The following is an 18,773-nucleotide window of genomic DNA, read 5'->3' as shown; positions in this document are numbered from 1 at the left end:
GGAGCACAACGTTATGCGAATCATTATGTTAGGCGCGCCAGGCGCAGGTAAGGGCACCCAGGCCCAGTTTATTACCGAGCGTTTCGAGATCCCCCAGATTTCCACGGGTGATATGCTCCGTGCCGCAGTCAAAGCTGAATCCGAGCTGGGTCTGCAGGTAAAAGAGGTGATGGCGTCTGGTGGCCTGGTGTCTGATGACATCATCATTGCCCTGATTGAAGAGCGTATCCAGCAGCCAGATTGCAAGAACGGCTTCCTGCTGGATGGCTTCCCGCGCACCATTCCCCAGGCTGAGGCCCTGAAAGACCAGGGTATCGCCATCGACTACGTGGTCGAAATCTCGGTTGAAGACGAAGAAATCGTCAGCCGCCTGTCTGGCCGTCGTGTACACGAGGGCAGTGGCCGCATCTACCACGTTAAATACGATCCGCCCAAGGTGGAAGGCAAAGACGATGAGACCGGCGAAGCGCTGATTCAGCGCGAAGACGACAAGGAAGAGACCGTTCGCAAGCGTCTGAAAATCTATCACGAGCAGACAGCGCCGCTGGTGGGCTTCTACCAGAGCTGGGCAGAGAAAGCCCCGGCGGATGCACCCAAGTATGTGCGTGTTGAGGGCGTTGGCAGTCTCGACAGCATTCGCGATCAGATTCTGTCCCAGCTGAAGTGATCGAAACCGGCGCAGCCCCGGAGGCGTGATTCTGTGAAACTTCTGGCACTGGATACCTCATCCGAGGGCTGTTCCGCGGCACTCTGGCTGGATGGCCGGGTGACCGAACGATTCGAGGTGGCCCCTCGGGGGCACACTCGCCTGTTAATGCCCATGGTTCGCGAATTGTGCGCGGAGCAGGGCTTGTCCCCTTCCGATCTCGATGCACTGGCGTTCGCCCGGGGCCCGGGCTCTTTCACCGGTCTGCGGATTGCAACCGGTGTAGTGCAGGGATTGGCCTGGGGCCTGGATATCCCCGTGGTTCCAGTGTCGTCCCTGGCGGCGGTGGCGCTCGCGGCAATCGAGACTCACGCTCTGCAGGAGGGCGACTGCATTGCGGTGGCCTTTGACGCCCGCATGGGGGAGGTTTACTGGGGCGTGTTCCGCTGTCAGGCGGGGCTTCCAGTGTTGCTGAGCGAGGAGCGGGTCTGCCCGCCTGATGCGGTGACTCTGCCAACGGATCTCAGTGGCAACTGGTACGGCGCCGGTCAGGGCTGGACCCTGAAAGAGCAGATGCCCGGTGAGCTCGTTGAACGCCTCTCAGCCATTGACGATACGTTGTTGCCGGCAGCGGCCCAGGTGGCGAAGCTGGGCGAACAGGGTATGGCGAACGGGTTGGCGGTGCCAGCAGAGCAGGCACAACCGGTGTATATCCGGGACGAAGTGGCCTGGAAAAAGTTGCCCGGAAGGGAGTGAGCCCTGCTCCAACCGCCGTCTTTGCATTCTGCACCAGATCCTCCATAATGCGATGACGACTCTGAATCCTTACCCCGGTGGTGCGTTATGATTGGCGGCATCAATCCCTCAAATCCTTCGTTGTACCAGGCGGGTAATAACGCCCCGGCCCGGGAACGCACGGATGTTTCCCGCACTCCGGCGGCGGACCCCCAGGCACTTGCCACGGGTGATGTTCGCAACCAGCTCAATATCGCCCGTCAGGATCGGGATACCGCCCCCGGTAATCCGGCACAGCCCGGTGGTACCGGGCCGGAACTGGACAGCCGGCGTGTCGAAGCCCGGCGCGCGGCAGAAGATGCCCGGCTTGAACGCTTCCGCGCAGACGAATTACCGCTTCCTGCCGCCCGCGCGCTGTCGGCTTTTGCCGGCGTTGCCGCTGCCGGGCAGGAATTTGAGAGCGGCAGCGTGCTGAGCGGAATTGATATTCTGGTCTGATGCCGTCGTCTTCCTCTCACACAGAGCTTCCGGATTCCTCGTCTCTCCGTCACATCCTGGCCGTTGCCCATAGCCCGTTGGCAGAACCAGGCGTAGCCCGTGCGCTGGCCACCGAACTGGGGCTTGACTGGCTGGGCGTGGTCGCCCCCAAACAGGTTCGGGACTACAGCCTGCTATTGTTTATGGACGAAAATGGGCTGGCGCTGCAGCAAACCGGTAAGGGGGCACCCGGGCCAGTCAGGGCGGAATTTGTCACTGGCAAGATGGGCTACCGGCGGGAGCACGGTGGTGGCGCCGGCCAGCTGGTGGCGCGCGCCGTAGGGTTGCAGAAAACCCGGGCTCCGCTGCAGGTACTGGATGCGACTGCCGGTCTTGGTCAGGACGCTTTCGTGCTGGCCTCCCTGGGGTGTCAGATGACACTGTTTGAGCGTAATCCGGTCATCCATGCGCTGCTGGCGGATGGCCTGTATCGGGCCGCCCTGAATGAGACTTGTGCGCCAATCGCGGCGCGAATGACGCTGCACGCAGGCAGTTCTCTGGACTGGATGAACCAGGCAGGACCCGAGGCCGTCGATGTGGTCTATCTGGACCCGATGTTTCCGCATCGGGACAAGTCTGCGCTGGTCAAGAAGGAGATGCAGGTGTTCCGGCAGGTGGTGGGTGATGATGACGACGCCAGCCAGCTACTGGAGGCCGCGCTCGGCTGTGTCCGCTATCGGGTGGTGGTCAAACGCCCCCGCAAGGCACCCGCGATCGCCGGACCGGAGCCGGCTGCTCGGGTTGAGGGTAAAAGCAGTCGCTACGACATCTATCCGATCCGGGCGCTGCCGGCCTGACAGTGCCGCAGCGATCTGTCAGGCGTCGAGCATGGTGACCTGCTGGATCGCCTGGCGTTTCTCCACGCTCAGAACCAGACGGGCGTCTTCCGCCACTTCATCCAGACCCTCGCCGTAGCATAGCCGGCCGTCTTCATCGGTTGTGAGAACGCCGTTTTTCTGCATATTGGCGATGAAGTTCCGGAACAGGGTCTTGTCGAAGAACTCCGGTGCGTTCAGGCCGAACAGAATCGACATCCGTTCCGCCAGCAGGGTGCTCTGTTCTTCGAGTTCCGCCGCAGTCAGGTTGCCGGAGCCATATTTTCTGAGTATGCCCAGGGTGATGTGATAGCGTTCCAGGGTCTGGATGATGAAGCGGGACAGAATCCGCGACCGCAGCATCGCTTCGGTACCTTCCTCAGGCCGTCCCAGACGCTCATCCGCAAGCCTGATCAGCAAGCCCTGGTCCACCAGCACGTCAATCCACTGGTTGATCACCGCGTCTACCTTTTCCTGGTCATACTGCAGGAACAGCTCTGACTGCAGGTAGGGATAGGCGACGCTGGTGAGGAAAACGATCTTTTCCCGGCTCAGGCTGGCCTTGTTCTCGAACAGGCTGGCAATGAGCGCTGGTAGAGCAAACAGATGCTGGATGTTGTTGCGGTAGTAAGTCATCAGGATGGCGTTCGAGCCTTCCAGGGCAATAATGTCGCCCAGTTTCTGGGGCTGACGGGTAATCAGCCCCATGTTCTCGCAATAGGCAATCCAGTCCCGGCCGCTGCCTTCGGGCAGGGTAATGGTTTCGGCATAGGGATAGGCGCGCAGCAGGTCAGCATACTTGTCCAGCAGGCGGATCAGCTGGCCCTCGTCCATCGCCAGCCGCTCGGTACCCAGCAGAACGGTGGCCGTCATGCCAATCGGGTTCACAGCCACCGAGGCGTTGATGTTGCTGGCCACACGCTGGGACAGATTATCAACGGCCTGGTTCAGCCAGGGGGGACGATACTCGGCGTCATAGGCTTCGTGGCGCCAGCTTTCGTGAACGTCGTCCAGCACCTTGTCCAGGTGGATCGGATCACCGAAGTTGACGGCAACGCGGCCAAACGAGTTGGTCAGTTTGCGAGCGGTCTTGGCGAGACCGAAAATGCTTTCTTTCTGTTTCTTTTTCCCGCGCAGCTCGCCGAGGTAGGAGCGCCCTTCCATGACCTTCTCGTAGCCGATGTACACCGGTACAAAAACGATGGGCTTGCGGTGATCCCGCAGGAAGCTGCGCACGGTCATCGACAGCATGCCCGGGCGTGGCGGCAGCATGCGGCCGGTCCGGGAGCGGCCACCCTCGACGAAATACTCCACCGAGTAGCCCCGGGTGAACATCACATGCATGTACTCGTTGAACACGGTGGCATAGAGCGGGTTGTCCTTGAAGCTGCGGCGCATGAAAAACGCGCCGCCACGGCGCAGGATTGGCCCCACGATGGGCATGTTCAGGTTGATGCCTGCCGCAATGTGGGGCGGCATCAGGCCGTTTTTGTAGAGCACATAGGACAGCAGCAGGTAATCGATGTGGGAGCGGTGGCAGGGTACGTAGACCACAGCGTTGTCCTGTGCCGCTTCCTTGGCTACCCCAATGTTGTGAATGGCAATGCCGTTGTAGATCCGGTTCCAGAGCCAGGCCAATACCAGCTCCAGGAAGCGAATAGTCACAATCGACATGCTGGCGGCGATCTCGTCTGCGTATTTGTAGGCCTTGGCGCGGACCTTCTCCGGGGGGATGTCGTCCTTCGCTGCAGTCTCACGGATGGCTTCCTTGACCGCCTGGGTGCGTACCAGCCCCTCCACCAGGGTGCGTCGATGCGACAAATCCGGCCCCAGCACCGCCTGGCGTACACGACGGAAGTGGGTTCGCAGAATTCGCGCCAGCTTGCGGTTGGCCTTCTGTTCGTTGTCGCGATACTCGTCCACCACCTGCCTGAGTGACAGCGGTTGGTTGAACTGCACGTAGGTGTTGCGGCCATGCACCAGAATAATCAGAAATTTCTGCAGGCGGCCCGCGACTGACCAGGTGTCTGAGAGCAGCAGCTTGACCAGGGACTTTTCCTTGTCGGGTGAGCGACCCCAGAACAGCGAGACGGGCACAATCTGGACGTCCTGATCCGGATGTTCCAGCCCGAAGTGGACCAGATCAGTAAATTCCCGGGTAGGCACCGGCTTGTGCCGGCCGCCCCGAAACAGGCCGCCAATGCGTTTGTAAAGGAAGAAAAACGAATGCGAGGGCCCGTTCTTGACCGGCAAGGTATCTGTGGCGCCCGGTAACCGGGCCCGGATGACTTCCTGCTCCAGCACCAGCCGGCTCGAAAGTGAGCTGTACTGGAGCACGTAACAGACGGGTTTGTCCGGGTCCAGCCCGAGGGCTTCCAGGGTATTGCCACTGACATCAGTCCTGACCCATAAAAACAGGATCTTTCGGAAAAGAGACAGGATCAGGCTGCGAATGCCCTGATAAAGTCGCATAAACGGTTACTCCGGTCCTGGAAACAGGCGCCAAGTTTAACGGGTTGGGGCGGTAGCGGAAAGTCGTGCACCAATTCTTGGTGATGAATGTGATGTGGTACATTTCGGGACTGGTATTCAGGCAGCAGGAAAGGCAGGGCATGGCAGACGACAAGGCACAGTGGGTACCCGGGTGGAATGAGGCCTCGCCGGAGCAGGGTGATCTGCTGCTGGCGTTCACGGGCAGCAGTATTCTGAAGCCGGCGGATGGCTGGTTCCTTCGCTGGGGTGGCCCGGAAATGGGTGGAAGCCGTCCGGAGGCGCTGTCCCTGGGCGCCTGGGAGGGGCGCCCTCTGTATGTCACCATGCTGCCGGACACCGGTGTGCCGGGCATGCAGACGCTGTCCCTGCGTGAGGCTATGCTGCTTACGCCCGGGGCGCCGGTGGATCTGCTCAGTACCGGTTATCAGGTTTGGCAGTGGTGGCAGGACCATCGTTACTGCGGCCGCTGTGGAGAGAAAACCGGAGCTCATCCCCGCGAACGGGCGCGCTGGTGCAACCGGTGTGGCATCCCCTGGTACCCGCGTATTGCCCCTTGCATCATTACCGTTATTCGGCGGGGCGACCGCTTCCTGCTGGCAAAATCCTCACGGGTTACCCGCAACTTCTACAGTCTGATCGCTGGTTTTGTGGAGCCTGGCGAAAATCTGGAGCAGGCGGTGGCCCGGGAGGTGATGGAGGAAACCGGTTTGGCGGTGACCAACATTCGCTATCAGGGGTCGCAGCCCTGGCCATTTCCTCACCAGTTGATGCTGGGCTTCTTTGCCGACTACGAGAGTGGTGAATTGCGGTTGCAGGAAGACGAACTGGCGGATGCTGGCTGGTTTACGCTGGATGAACATCCTCCGGTTCCGCCAGAAACCACCATAGCAGGGCGATTGATCAATGCCCTGAAAGCAGAGATTGCTGCCGGCAATGGCGGTAGCCACCATGACTGACCGTCGCCCGAGGGTGCTGGTGTTTGATTCCGGGGTCGGTGGTCTGAGTGTCGCCGCCTGTATTCACCAGACGTTGCCCGGTGTGGAGCTGGTTTACCTGGCAGATAATGCCGGCTTTCCCTATGGCGACAAGCCCGAACAGGTGGTGATCGAGCGCTGTTGCACGCTTATACGGCAATGTCTGGCTGAGTTTCCGTGCGATGTGGTGGTGGTGGCCTGTAATACCGCCAGTACCGTTGTCTTGCCCGAGCTCAGGGCCACTATTGCTGTGCCGGTGGTCGGGGTGGTGCCGGCCGTCAAACCGGCGGCAGCCTGTTCCGTCAATCGCCGCATTGGCCTGTTGGCGACACCGGCGACGGTCAAACGCGCCTATCTGGATGATCTGATTCAGAAGTATGCCCGGGATTGCGAGGTGGTCCGCCTTGGCCATCCGGCCCTGGTGCGCTGGGCTGAGGAGCTGGTTGGCGGCTCTGCGCCGGATCAGGTGGAGGTGGATGACGCCATGGTGCCGCTGCGCGAAGCCGGTGTCGACACCGTGGTTCTGGGCTGCACTCATTACCCGCTATTGATGCCCTGGTTACGCAAGGCGTTGCCGGAGGTGATGCACTGGGTGGAGTCCGGCGAGGCGATAGCCCGCCGCGTGGCCTGGTGGTTTGAACAGGCCGGTGACCTGGCCTGTGCGCAGACACCGCCGAACCAGTCCGGGGCTGTGGTGACCAGTGCCTGCTTTTCTGGTGATGCGCCGGAAGACCTGGGCCCGTTCATGTCGGAAATGGGCATCCCGGTGGGGATGGTGGCCGGTCACTGGCCCGGCGTTACAGCAACCGGGTCAGTTTGAACATGGCGAGGAATTCCAGCGCCGGGATCGCCCGCTTGTGGCAGCAGTAGGTTTTGAAGCCATCGCCGCGGAAGCGTGATTTCGTGAACTCCAGCCCCTTGAAGTTATACAGGAAGTTTCCTTTCTCATAGATTCCGTGGAGCATCTTCTTGAGCAGCCGGCTTTCCTGGTGTTCCGTGGCCTTGTCGAGGGACAGAGGTATCAGGCCCAGGTCCAGAAATGGCACACCCTCGGCCTTGAACACATCCATGGCGTGGGCCATCAGGGTATAGAAGATACCCTGACGGAAATCCGCGTTGGCGCGGGAGATGTTGGGCACATAACTGATAATTTCGTTGTTGCGATAGATCGGGTCGAAGTAGATAAAGCCGACGGCCTTGCCATCCTGATAGGCGTAGAAATGGCGTTCGTTTTCCCGATAATCCATTTCCATCGGGCGAATCAGGAAACGGATTTCGTTGCTCTTGCATTTTCGGGTGCGAATCCAGGCTTCCGAGATTTCCCGCGTGTGGTCATCACTGAAACGCTCTTTCACCGTGATCCCGTTCTTTTCGGCCTGGTTCAGGGCGGTTCTCAGAATCTGCTTTTTCTTGCCGCTGAGGGACCATTTGCGCAGGTCGATGCGGGATTCGCTGCCAAACTGGGTGCCGTAGAGCCCGAAGCGTAGATGCAGGAAATCCACCACCGGTTTGGAGACCTGGATGTAGCAGGCATTCGGGAACTTCTGGTGGAAGCGCTCCAGAATCACCGGGAAGTTCTCGGGTGCGCAAACCGGGTCTGACAGCACAAAGGTGCCGCCCCATTTACGCATGTAGGCCACGTAGCCCATCCCTTCAACATCGAAGTACTGCATGCCCGGCTGCAGAGTCGAGAAGGATTGTGAGTGCACGCCGAACTGCTTGAGGTAGTTCACCCGCTCTGAAAACGTAAACTGTCCGTCGGTGAGTCCCTGGGTACGGTCCAGTGCAAGAATCTGGTCTGACATGATGACGCTCCCGATAACCTGTTGTTGTTTTTGGTGTCAGGGGTTCAGGCCTGTTTTCGGCCGAGGATGGACCAGTAGCAGTCCATGTTCAGAAGCTTGAAGTGCTTCTTCTCGGTTACCTGCAGGCCCAGGCGCTGCATGTGCTCGGGGTAGTTGTAGATCTTGTGGAAGGCGTTGTTGGCAAACAGCCAGAAAATGAACACCGCCATGTACCAGTAGAGTTTCTTGAACATGCGGGACAGGATGTTACCCGTCGGGTAGCAGAAGTCGCCGACAACCACTCTGGCATCGGCCTTGCCCAGGCGAATCAGGTGCTCGAGCACCTTCACCATCATGTCTTCGTCAAACACGTTCAGGAAAAAGTTGGCGACCACCATGTCATATTGCTCGAACTCATCCACCTTCATGATGTCGCTGTGGATGCGGCGTATGGTCAGATGAGGCGCTTCTTTATGCTGGGCATCGGCGAATTTGCGCAGCATGGTTTCGGACAGATCGACCACCGTTACCTCCGCTCCCAGCTCTGCGGCTCGGATAGCGTCCCGGCCGTGGCCGACGCCGGCAAAGAGAATGCGGTCTCCGGGTTTTACCGTTTCCACATCCAGCATGGCGGTCTTGCAGCGATGGATGTTCTTGCCGCTGTAGAGATTGCTGAGAAAATCGTAGACGGGGCCAATATACTTGTACTTGTCGCGCATGATGACTGCTGCCTTCTTCTTGTTCCCTGGTTGTCCGCCACCGTTATTGTGATTGTTGCTCCGACAGCCTGTCGGACATTCCGGTGATCGGTTACTGATAAACCGAGCTTAGAGAAGGGGTAGGTTGAAAGATGTGCAGTACTGCGCATTTCCGGATACACAAAGTAACGTAAGGATACACTTTGCAAACCGGGTCAATGTTTTGGTTCAGAGTGTCAGACAATCGATAATCGTTTTAGCCGGTATGTGCGAAGGCCGGCCCATCTTTGGCCAGCAACCGTGTAATGTCGGCGGCGGGTCGGGCGGGGCCGTAGAAGAAGCCCTGAACCTGGTGACAGCCGAGGCTTTTCAGGTACGCAAGTTGGTCGTCGGTTTCCACACCTTCGGCCACAATCTCGAGTTTCAGGCCGTGAGCCATGGCGATAATGGCGTTGACGATGCAGGCTCCGTCTTCGCCACTGCGTATGGCTTTAACAAAGGACTGGTCCACCTTCAGAGTGTGAATCGGTAGACGGTGCAGGTAATTGAGCGAGGAATAGCCGGTACCGAAATCGTCGATGGCGATGCGCACGCCGGTGGCGGCCAGCTCCTTGAGCTTGCGGCTGATCTGTTCAAGATCATTCATGATCACATTTTCTGTGATTTCGATTTCCAGGTTATCGGCCGGGAAGTTGTGGGCGGCCACCCGGTTCATCAGGGTTTCGACGAATCTGGGGTGCTCCACCTGGCTGGGGGAGAGGTTCACCGCCAGGCGCAGGTCGGAATGCCCGCTACTGATCCAGCGGCCCACGTCGCGGCAGGCCTGATCGATAACCTGTTCACTGAGTTTGCCAACCAGCCGGGTTTCTTCTGCCAGGGGCAGGAAATCCCCGGGGTAGAGCAGTCCCCGTTCAGGGTGCTGCCAGCGCACCAGGGCCTCCAGGCCCACCACCCGGTTGGAACGGGAGCATACCTGAGGCTGGTAAAACACCCGGAGCTCGTTGCGTTCCAGTGCCAGGCGAAGATCCCGTTCCAGGCTCAGCCGGTTGGCGGTGTTGATGCTCATGCTGTCGGAATAGAAGCGATAGCCATCTTTACCCCGCGCTTTCACGTGGTACATGGCGATATCGGCGTTCTGTATCAGCAGATCCATGGTCTCGCCGGCTTCGGGGAATACTGAAATCCCGATACTGACCCCCACAAAGACCTCGTGGTCTCCCAGCTGGAACGGCGCTTTCAGAGCGTTGATCAGTTTACGGGCAATGTTCCTTGCGTCGTCGTTGCCGTGAATGCTCGGCAATAACAGGGTGAATTCATCGCCCCCGAAGCGGGACAGGGTGTCTCCCCGGCGTAGGCACTTTTCCAGTCGATGCGTGACCGCCTGCAACAGGCGATCTCCCATGGCGTGTCCGAGCGTGTCGTTAACCACCTTGAAGCGGTCCAGATCCAGAAACATCACGGCAAGTTTCTGCTGACTGCGTCGTGCATGGGTGATGGCCAGTTCCAGCCGGTCTTTGAACAGAGCCCGATTCGGCAGCCGGGTCAGCAGGTCGTGGTAAGCCTGGAAATTGATGAAGGCCTCGGCCTCCTTGCGCTCGGTGACATCGCGGGCGATGCCATAATAACGCGCTGGCTGGCCGGTGCAGCCGCCCTGGGTCTTGCCGGTCTGGGGCCAGGTTTGTGGGTCTACCGGGAAGGCGGTGATCTCGAAATGACGGGTGGCCTTGCGGCTACCCCGGGTTTTCAGGCGGACCTCCAGCACCCGGGGATTGTCGGCAGAGATGTTGGGGCCCTGCAGAGCATAGGTGCCACGGGCCACGTCCCGGTCATCCAGTATGTGGCGGAAATGCTGCCCGCAGAGCTCTGAGGGCTGATAGCCGAGCAGGCTTTCGACCTTGTTGTTGATGAAGCAGATATGCCCGGTTTCATCGAGCATGAACACGATGTCCGGCGAGCTGTTGACGATATAGCGGTGCAGAGCCTCGGATTTCTCCAGCCGGGACTGAACCATCTCATGGGCGCGAATAAGCGACTGCTTGCCCAGAACCCCTTCTACAGTTGCCAGCAATTCTTCCGGGTCAAAGGGTTTACGGATGTAATCCAGTGCGCCCCGGCGCAGGGCCCGACTGACGGTGCTGAAAGACGACTCTCCGCTGACCACAATGACACCGCAATCCGGCTGCAGCCGGCCGGTTTCCGCCATTACCTGGAAACCGTCCAGCTCTGGCATGTTCAGATCCAGCAGGGCCAGATCATAGGCTTGCCGGTGAAGCTGTTCACAGGCCTGTCGCCCACCGTGGGCTTCTGACACCTCAAAACCCCGGCTCCGGAGGAGGTCGGCCAGGGTTTTGAGCAGGCGTGGCTCGTCGTCTGCCACCAGGATACTGGGGCGTCGTGAAAGGCTGGAGGACTCTGTGGTCTGTTCGCTTGCCATGGCTGTGTGTCCGTGGTTTCGTCGTCAGTCGGTGTCGTTATCGTTATGACTTGCCGCCGGCAGCAGTATCCGGAAGGCCGTGCCCTCCTGTCCGGTGTGGCAAGCAATGATGCCCTCCATGTCATCAATCAGTTGTTTAACAATGCTCAGCCCCAGGCCGCTATGGCCATCTCCCTTGGTGCTGTTGACCGGTTCAAACAGTCGGCGTTGCAATGGCTCCGGAATGCCGGGACCGTTATCGGTGACCTGTAACTCAACCCAGCGTCGCCGGTTCTGAAACAGGGGTGCCGTGGTTTTCAGCGTGACGGTTCCGGGCCGCTCTCCAAAGCCCTCAACTGCGTTTCTGACCAGATTAAGGACGATCTGGCGGACCGCAGAGGGGGCTGCCTGTACTTGAGTGTCCGCTTTGCAGAGGTGCAGGTGAAGCTCCCGGTGATCGTCATGGAACAGGCTATCCCGAAGGATTCTGCCCAGACCGGTCAGTTCTTCGTTCAGATCGGTGTCGGAGCCTGTTGCTTCGGCTGCGTGCTGGCTGATCTGCAACAACAGGTTGCCGGCACGCTCGAGTTCTTCCTGAATGATGTTCAGCTCATCCTGAACATCTGGATCCTGGAGCCGGCTGCGCAGCTGGAACAGGTACTGGCGGATAATGGTGAGCGGGTTACTGACCTCGTGTACCTGTCGGCGCAGACGATCGTTCACCATTTGCTGGTCCGAGCCAAGGCGATCGGCAGATGACAGCTCGAGAACCGCTGAGAGTTCCCGGGTGAACAACTCTCCGAGGTTGCGCGCACCCGCCACTGTCTGGTCGTCGATGCCAATCACGAACACACTGTCCCCGGTTGCAACCGGGAGCGCCAGTAGTGAGGGTGCGGCCAGCAAGGAGCACAGCTGTTGATCAAGCACGGTGGGTTCGGTCTGATCCATGGTTGTGGTGGTGCCGGTTCTCAGAGCAGTGGTTAGCGCGCTGTCGCCGTAGGCTGGATTAACGGACATCTCCGGCAGTTGCCGGCAGGTGCCTGAACGTAGCGTAAGATCCTCACCCTCCCGGCTAAAGCAGAGCACGGGCAGACCGGTGATCAGTGCCAGGCTGCTGGCGGCTTCCGACACCAGTGTGGAGAGGTTTTCCGGGCCAGAGGCTGGCAACGCCAGCGCGGTTCGCACCATGGTGTGTTCCAGCAGCCGCTGGTTCAGCTGACGTCTGGCCTCGCGGGCATCGTAATCAGTATCCAGAGGGATACCGAGGGAGGCAGCCACGCTGGCAACCTCTTCGCCGATCTTCTTGTTGATCTCAAGGGTAAGATCTTCCTGCAACCCGAAGATGGTGGCCGCTGCCCCTACGCCTACGGCATCAGACAGAGCTAGCCGGGTAGAGAGACTGACCACCTTGACCAGGTGCCCGGCATCCCTCAGTTGTCCGGGCAAGGCCTGTTGATAGCGCATGGCATCGACAGCCATTGTGCCCAGCCCCCAGGAGGACACCAGCCCGGCGGCGATGTCGTTCTGCTGGTTCAGTATCTGTTGCTTGCGTTCGGGGCAGGGTGTTTTGATCGCAATGAGCTCGCCAATGTTATGCATCATCCCCAGAAGAAAGGCCTCTTCCGGTTCCGGGTAGCGGGTCAGCGTAGCCAGCGTCTTGGCCGTCAGTGCGGTGGTCAGGGAGTGCCGCCAGAAGTCCCTCAGTTGTTGCCACTCATCGCCTCCAAGTTCACACATCAGCTGTCGCAGGGCGGACGTCAGTAGCAGCGTCTGGAATTTTCGGGTCCCCAGTCTCAACAAGGCCTGTTCAACAGAATGGCTGGGAGCTCCCCGATGGTATAGCGCGGAACTGGTGAGGGCGAGTAACCGGGTAACGAGGGCGGTGTCGGCAGAAACGATACGACTGATTTCGCGATAGCTTTGACCGGAATGGCAGGCGTCCAGAGCGCGCAGGATAACCTCTGGAAGGCTCGGCAGCTGTAGATCTGACGCAATATCCGTCGCTGTAGTCATGGCACGCCCCTTTGGTCCTGCGCGGTCCGCTAATGGCCGTGCGCAAGCTTCCCTGTTCTGTATTGAAATAATATGACAGGGTGTTCATTCTTCTTGTTGGTCCCTGAGCTTAGACAATAATCCGTCTCTATTAAATACTTATTGGTGCTTTTTTAAGCAATCTATCATCCGGTCTGTGATATGTGTACCCTTTTTACAGGTTAAAATGTCGCTTATAGTGACAAGTTTAAGCGTCCAGGCTGTTTTTAATGGAAGTCCCCAAGCAGACACAAAGCCAGAACCCAGCGCAAAAATCGCGCCAGACCCGAACCATCGCCATTACGGGCGGAAAGGGCGGTGTTGGCAAGACCACGGTGGCGCTGAACCTGGCCATTGCCCTGTCCGAGCAGGGTCAGAAGGTGCTTCTGCTGGATGGCGATACCGACCTTGCCAACGTCAGCATTATGGTAGGTGCCTACCCTCAGCGCACGCTTGCCGATGTGGTGGCGGGGCGATGCGCCATGCAGGATATTATCATGACCACATACGGCGGGCTGGATCTGATCCCCGGTGCATCCGGTGTGCAGAGCTGTATGGAGATGTCGGAGCAGGGCGGTCTGGCCGTTCTGCGGGCCCTGCATGAGCTTGAGAACCGCTACGACACCGTTATTATTGATACGGCGTCGGGTTTACAGTCGGTGGGCTTGCATATGATTGCTGCTGCCGAACTGGCCTGTCTGGTTGTCACGCCTGATCCGGCCTCACTAACCGACGCTTTTTCTCTGATGAAGGTACTCAAACGCCGCGGCTACCGCCGGACTCCGGCAGTGATCGTTAATATGGCGCAGGGGGCCAGTCAGGCGCGCTCTGTGTTTCAGCGTTTTAATGGTGCCTGTCAGCGCCATCTGCAATGGTCGCTGCATTATCTGGGCGGGCTCTGGCGTGATGAAACTCTGCGTCAGTCAGTGCTGGACCAGATGCCGGTGACGGTGCTGCCGGCTTCGGACCCCTCCTGTCGTCAGTTTCACTCCCTGGCCGAGATGCTGAACGTTCATGTTGGCCGACTGCCCCCAAGAAAGGCGGGGATCGCCGCTTATTGGTACCGGGCCGCCAAACGCGCCACTGAGGCGGACGCAGGTAATGGTCGGAACAGTGGGGCGGATAAAAGCAGCCGGCAGCATTGTCTGGATCTGATCGCACAATTAGAAAAGGCCATGATATCGGTACCCGACGATGTCATGCTCAGATATGAAGCATTTACCCGGCTGTTTGCACTGTTGGGGCGCAGTCCCGATGCCGACACGGTGGAGATCATTCAGACCAGTCTCGCCGCCATGAACTGGGATAAGCTGCCGACTCGCGATCGCGCCAGTCTTGCTCGTCATTTGCGGCATTTGTCAGATGAGTTGTCGCCACCGCCGAGTGACCAGCCCCCCTCTCAGGCGGTTCATCACAGCCTTGAGGGGCCTCTGTATGACCGGGTCAGTTTTGGCGAGCAGGAGCAACTGGTACGCGCCCTGCGGGAAAAACCGGCCAATGTCTCACTGGACGACCTGTTGCGGGCGCTGGCGGGCAAAGACCGAACAGGCTCCTGAGGCAGCCGTTTCCGGGGCGATCCATGTGCCTTTTTAATTGTCATTTTATTAGCGTTTTTTGTGTCGTAATTTTGCAGTCTGTCACCGTGCTGTCACGTTCGTTGTGTGAGAATTGACCGATATCGTGGCTCGTGGCCCGCAATATGCAGGCACTCTGACAGGCGGTTGCAACAGGGAATCAGTGACGACGGGGAAAGGGATGTGCCCCGCCCGCACAGTACTGGCCGGCGTCAGATCGGCTTTAGTGATCTCAGAGAAGGAGTTCTATCATGGCAATACAGCAGGTACATCACGCTGACACTTCATCATCAAAGGTGCTCGGACAGCTACGCGGCAAGCGGGTTCTGATCACCGGTACCACCGGCTTTCTGGGCAAGGTGGTCCTCGAAAAGCTGATTCGGGCGGTGCCTGATATCGGCGCTATTTACCTGCTGATCCGGGGCAATAAACGGCACCCGGATGCTCGTTCCCGTTTCCTGGAAGAAATTGCCACGTCCTCGGTGTTTGACCGTCTTCGCGAGGCCGATTCAGAGGCATTTGACGCCTTTCTGGAAGAGCGCATTCACTGCGTGACCGGTGAGGTGACCGAAGCGGGTTTCGGGATAGGGCAGGAAGACTATCGCAAACTCGCCACCGAACTGGATGCGGTGATCAACTCCGCCGCGAGCGTGAATTTCCGTGAAGAGCTCGACAAGGCTCTGGCCATCAACACCCTGTGCCTTCGGAATATTGCCGGCCTGGTGGATTTGAACCCGAAGCTTGCGGTCTTGCAGGTCTCCACCTGCTATGTCAATGGCATGAACTCGGGGCAGGTCACCGAATCGGTGATCAAGCCGGCAGGCGAGGCCGTGCCGCGTTCCCCGGACGGCTTCTACGAGATAGAAGAGCTCGTTCGCCTGCTGCAGGATAAAATTGAAGACGTTCAGGCCCGTTATTCCGGCAAGGTGCTGGAGAAGAAGTTGGTGGACCTGGGGATTCGGGAAGCCAACCGCTATGGCTGGAGCGATACCTACACCTTTACCAAGTGGCTGGGCGAACAGTTGCTGATGAAGGCGTTAAACGGGCGCACCCTGACCATTCTGCGTCCTTCGATTATCGAAAGTGCCCTGGAGGAGCCGGCGCCCGGCTGGATTGAGGGGGTGAAGGTGGCAGATGCCATCATTCTGGCTTACGCACGGGAAAAAGTGACCCTGTTCCCGGGCAAACGCTCCGGCATCATCGATGTGATTCCAGTGGACCTGGTGGCCAACTCCATCATTCTTTCCCTGGCGGAAGCTCTTGGAGAACCCGGTCGGCGCCGCATTTATCAGTGTTGCAGCGGGGGCGGCAATCCAATCTCTCTGGGTGAGTTCATCGACCATCTCATGGCGGAATCAAAAGCCAATTACGCTGCCTACGATCACCTGTTCTACCGGCAGCCCAGCAAGCCGTTTCTGGCGGTTAACCGGGCGCTGTTTGATTTGGTGATCAGTGGTGTTCGCTTACCGCTCTCCCTGACGGACCGTGTGCTCAAATTACTGGGAAATTCCCGGGACCTGAAAATGCTCAGGAACCTGGATACCACCCAGTCGCTGGCAACCATTTTTGGTTTCTACACCGCGCCGGATTATATCTTCCGCAACGATGAGCTGATGGCTCTGGCGAACCGGATGGGTGATGTCGATAAAGGGCTGTTCCCGGTGGATGCCCGCCTCATTGACTGGGAACTCTACCTGCGCAAGATTCACCTGGCCGGGCTCAATCGCTATGCCCTGAAAGAACGAAAGGTGTACAGCCTGAAAACCGCGCGCCAGCGTAAAAAAGCAGCCTGAAAAACGTCGCCGGGGCAGGAAAGCGCTTCTGCCCCGGTTTCTTCCTTCTGTTTTGGCCATTTCCTGCGGGCAAACTATCCTTGAGAGTATTACCTGGTAGTGGCCCGTCCCTGCCGTTATCGCTGCATTTCTGAGCAGGTTGCCCCTAATTGCCGGGCATCTTAGGACGTTAGTCTAATTCATTGTGCGGTGGCACACATGTTGAACTACAGGCATCTGTCTTGCGGGCGAAAAACGCCCGACCACCCTGAATTTAAAAACCGACAATGACAACAGACTCAGATCAAGGGGGAGCACAATGACTGACAAGCAGGTATATCCGGTAAGTCCGGAGGTCGCCGAGCGCGCACTGGTCAGCAAATCGCAATATGAGGAAATGTATCGCCAGTCCGTGGAGGACCCGAATACCTTCTGGGGCGAGCATGGCAAGCGTATCGACTGGATCAAGCCGTTCACCAAGGTCAAGAACAGTACCTACGATTACAACAACCTGTCTATCAAATGGTTCGAGGACGGTGTCCTGAACGCCTCGGCCAACTGCCTGGATCGCCACCTGGAACAACGTGGCGATCAGACCGCGATCATCTTTGAGGGGGACGATCCCTCGGTATCCCGGAATGTCACCTACCGGGAGCTCTACGAAGAGACCTGTAAGTTTGCCAACGTGCTCAAGGATCAGGGCGTCAAGAAGGGTGATGTGGTTACCATCTACATGCCCATGATTGTTGAAACTGCCGTTGCCATGCTGGCCTGCGCACGTATTGGTGCGATCCACTCTGTGGTGTTTGGTGGCTTCTCTCCGGAAGCTCTGGCCGCACGGATTGTGAACGGCAAATCCCGTTTCGTGATTACCGCAGATGAAGGTCTGCGTGGTGGCCGTGCCATCCCGCTGAAGAAGAACGTGGATTCCGCCCTCAAGCATGAGGACGACGCCAAGGTCGACAAGGTGATCGTGGTGTCTCGCACCGGTAACGATCAGGTGCCCTGGACCGAAGGCCGCGATCTGCGTTACGAAGACCTGATGAAGAATGCCTCGGCTGAATGCCAGCCAGAGCCGATGAATGCGGAAGACCCGCTGTTCATGCTGTACACCTCTGGCTCTACCGGTGCGCCGAAAGGCGTTCTGCACACTACCGGTGGTTACATGGTCTATGCCTCCATGACCCATCAGTACGTGTTCGACTATCACGATGGTGATGTTTACTGGTGTACCGCTGACTTCGGTTGGGTAACCGGCCACAGCTACATTCTCTATGGTCCGCTGGCAAACGGTGCCATCACTCTGCTGTTCGAGGGGGTGCCCAACTATCCGGACAGTTCCCGCATGGGGCAGGTGGTCGACAAGCACAAGGTCAACATCCTGTATACTGCACCGACCGCTATCCGCGCATTGATGGCGCAGGGTGAGTCCTGCATGGACGGCACCACCCGTAGCAGCCTGAAACTGCTGGGCTCTGTGGGTGAGCCAATCAACCCGGAAGCCTGGGAGTGGTATCACCGCGTAATCGGTAACAGCAAGTGCCCGATCGTAGATACCTGGTGGCAGACTGAAACCGGCGGCATCCTGATTTCTCCGCTGCCTGGCGCGGTGGACCTGAAGCCGGGTTCCGCGACGCTGCCGTTCTTCGGCGTTCAGCCGGCATTGGTTGATAACGAAGGCAACATCCTGGAAGGCAAGACCGAAGGCAACCTGGTGATTCTCGACAGCTGGCCGGGCCAGATGCGCACCATCTACGGTGATCACGAGCGTTTCATTCAGACCTACTTCAGCACCTATAAGGGCATGTACTTTACCGGTGACGGTGCCCGTCGGGATGAGGACGGTTACTACTGGATTACCGGCCGGGTGGATGACGTTCTGAACGTCTCCGGTCACCGTCTGGGTACTGCGGAAGTTGAGAGTGCACTGGTTGCCCACGACAAGGTGGCCGAAGCTGCCGTGGTAGGTTACCCGCACGACATCAAGGGGCAGGGCATCTACGTTTACGTAACCCTGGTGCAGGGCGAGGAGCCCAGCGACGAGCTCAAGAAAGAGCTGGTACAGTGGGTGCGTAAAGAAATTGGCCCGATTGCCTCGCCGGATGTGATTCAGTGGGCACCTGGACTGCCCAAGACCCGGTCTGGCAAGATTATGCGCAGGATTTTGCGTAAAATTGCCGCTAACGAGCACGATCAGCTTGGAGATACGTCCACTCTGGCTGATCCGGGCGTAGTGGATGAGCTGATCAGCAGCCGGGCGTTCAAGTAACGCCCCGCTGCTGGCACTAACCTGTGAGGAAT

General features: G+C 58.6%; 14 protein-coding genes. 9 read left to right on the top strand and 5 right to left on the bottom strand.

Going from position 1 to position 18,773, the window contains the following annotated elements; genetic code table 11:
* Positions 1-13: 13 nt before the first annotated feature.
* The 4 genes from adk to Q675_RS24915 all read left to right on the top strand — a co-directional run bounded on the left by adk (position 14) and on the right by Q675_RS24915 (position 2,715).
* On the top strand, positions 14-667 hold the full coding sequence (gene adk / locus Q675_RS24930) for an adenylate kinase (RefSeq protein WP_023010883.1): 654 nt from the start codon (positions 14-16) through the stop codon (positions 665-667).
* Between the two features lie 33 nt (positions 668-700).
* A complete protein-coding gene (gene tsaB, locus Q675_RS24925) occupies positions 701-1,402 on the top strand; it encodes a tRNA (adenosine(37)-N6)-threonylcarbamoyltransferase complex dimerization subunit type 1 TsaB (protein ID WP_023010882.1) in 702 nt (233 codons plus the stop codon).
* A gap of 87 nt (positions 1,403-1,489) precedes the next feature.
* Complete coding sequence (locus Q675_RS24920; RefSeq protein ID WP_023010881.1) at positions 1,490-1,879, top strand: hypothetical protein; 390 nt, start codon at positions 1,490-1,492, stop codon at positions 1,877-1,879.
* Positions 1,879-2,715 (top strand): class I SAM-dependent methyltransferase, encoded by an 837-nt coding sequence (locus Q675_RS24915; RefSeq protein WP_023010880.1) that lies wholly within the window; start codon positions 1,879-1,881, stop codon positions 2,713-2,715. Before Q675_RS24920 ends, Q675_RS24915 begins: the two co-directional genes overlap by 1 nt.
* An 18-nt stretch (positions 2,716-2,733) precedes the next feature.
* Here the strand turns inward: Q675_RS24915 and plsB are convergent, their stop codons facing one another.
* Complete coding sequence (gene plsB, locus Q675_RS24910; protein ID WP_023010879.1) at positions 2,734-5,205, bottom strand: glycerol-3-phosphate 1-O-acyltransferase PlsB; 2,472 nt, start codon at positions 5,203-5,205, stop codon at positions 2,734-2,736.
* Positions 5,206-5,345: 140 nt separating this feature from the next.
* On the opposite strand from plsB, the gene nudC reads away from it, so the two are divergent.
* Entirely contained in the window at positions 5,346-6,182 is an 837-nt protein-coding gene (gene nudC / locus Q675_RS24905) for an NAD(+) diphosphatase (protein WP_036193067.1), read from the top strand.
* Positions 6,175-7,020, top strand: coding sequence for a glutamate racemase (gene murI / locus Q675_RS24900; protein WP_031211159.1), 846 nt, complete (start codon positions 6,175-6,177; stop codon positions 7,018-7,020). Before nudC ends, murI begins: the two co-directional genes overlap by 8 nt.
* On the opposite strand, the gene Q675_RS24895 is transcribed toward murI, so the two are convergent.
* The 4 genes from Q675_RS24895 to Q675_RS24880 form a co-directional block, all read right to left on the bottom strand.
* Positions 6,998-8,005 carry a DUF2156 domain-containing protein gene (locus Q675_RS24895; RefSeq protein ID WP_014420787.1) on the bottom strand — a complete coding sequence of 336 codons (1,008 nt, stop codon included), beginning with the start codon at positions 8,003-8,005 and terminating at the stop codon, positions 6,998-7,000. The genes murI and Q675_RS24895 overlap by 23 nt on opposite strands.
* A 44-nt stretch (positions 8,006-8,049) precedes the next feature.
* Entirely contained in the window at positions 8,050-8,703 is a 654-nt protein-coding gene (locus Q675_RS24890; RefSeq protein WP_011785691.1) for a class I SAM-dependent methyltransferase, read from the bottom strand.
* A 235-nt stretch (positions 8,704-8,938) separates the two neighbouring features.
* On the bottom strand, positions 8,939-11,116 hold the full coding sequence (locus tag Q675_RS24885) for a putative bifunctional diguanylate cyclase/phosphodiesterase (protein ID WP_023010876.1): 2,178 nt from the start codon (positions 11,114-11,116) through the stop codon (positions 8,939-8,941).
* A gap of 24 nt (positions 11,117-11,140) precedes the next feature.
* A complete protein-coding gene (locus tag Q675_RS24880) occupies positions 11,141-13,108 on the bottom strand; it encodes an HDOD domain-containing protein (protein ID WP_023010875.1) in 1,968 nt (655 codons plus the stop codon).
* Between the two features lie 248 nt (positions 13,109-13,356).
* On the opposite strand from Q675_RS24880, the gene Q675_RS24875 reads away from it, so the two are divergent.
* The 3 genes from Q675_RS24875 (at position 13,357) to acs (ending at position 18,741) form a co-directional block, all read left to right on the top strand.
* A complete protein-coding gene (locus Q675_RS24875) occupies positions 13,357-14,682 on the top strand; it encodes a MinD/ParA family protein (RefSeq protein ID WP_023010874.1) in 1,326 nt (441 codons plus the stop codon).
* Positions 14,683-14,951: 269 nt separating this feature from the next.
* The gene (locus Q675_RS24870; RefSeq protein ID WP_023010873.1) at positions 14,952-16,493 is read left to right on the top strand and encodes a fatty acyl-CoA reductase; all 1,542 of its coding nucleotides are present in this window, start codon (positions 14,952-14,954) and stop codon (positions 16,491-16,493) included.
* A 298-nt stretch (positions 16,494-16,791) separates the two neighbouring features.
* Positions 16,792-18,741, top strand: coding sequence for an acetate--CoA ligase (gene acs, locus Q675_RS24865; protein ID WP_023010872.1), 1,950 nt, complete (start codon positions 16,792-16,794; stop codon positions 18,739-18,741).
* Positions 18,742-18,773 lie beyond the last annotated feature (32 nt).

Origin of the sequence: Marinobacter sp. EN3 (genome assembly GCF_000475315.1) — a bacterium.
GTDB lineage: Bacteria > Pseudomonadota > Gammaproteobacteria > Pseudomonadales > Oleiphilaceae > Marinobacter > Marinobacter nauticus.
The sequence above is the reverse complement of the archived record's forward strand: the minus strand, read 5'-3'. Positions and strand labels throughout refer to the sequence as shown.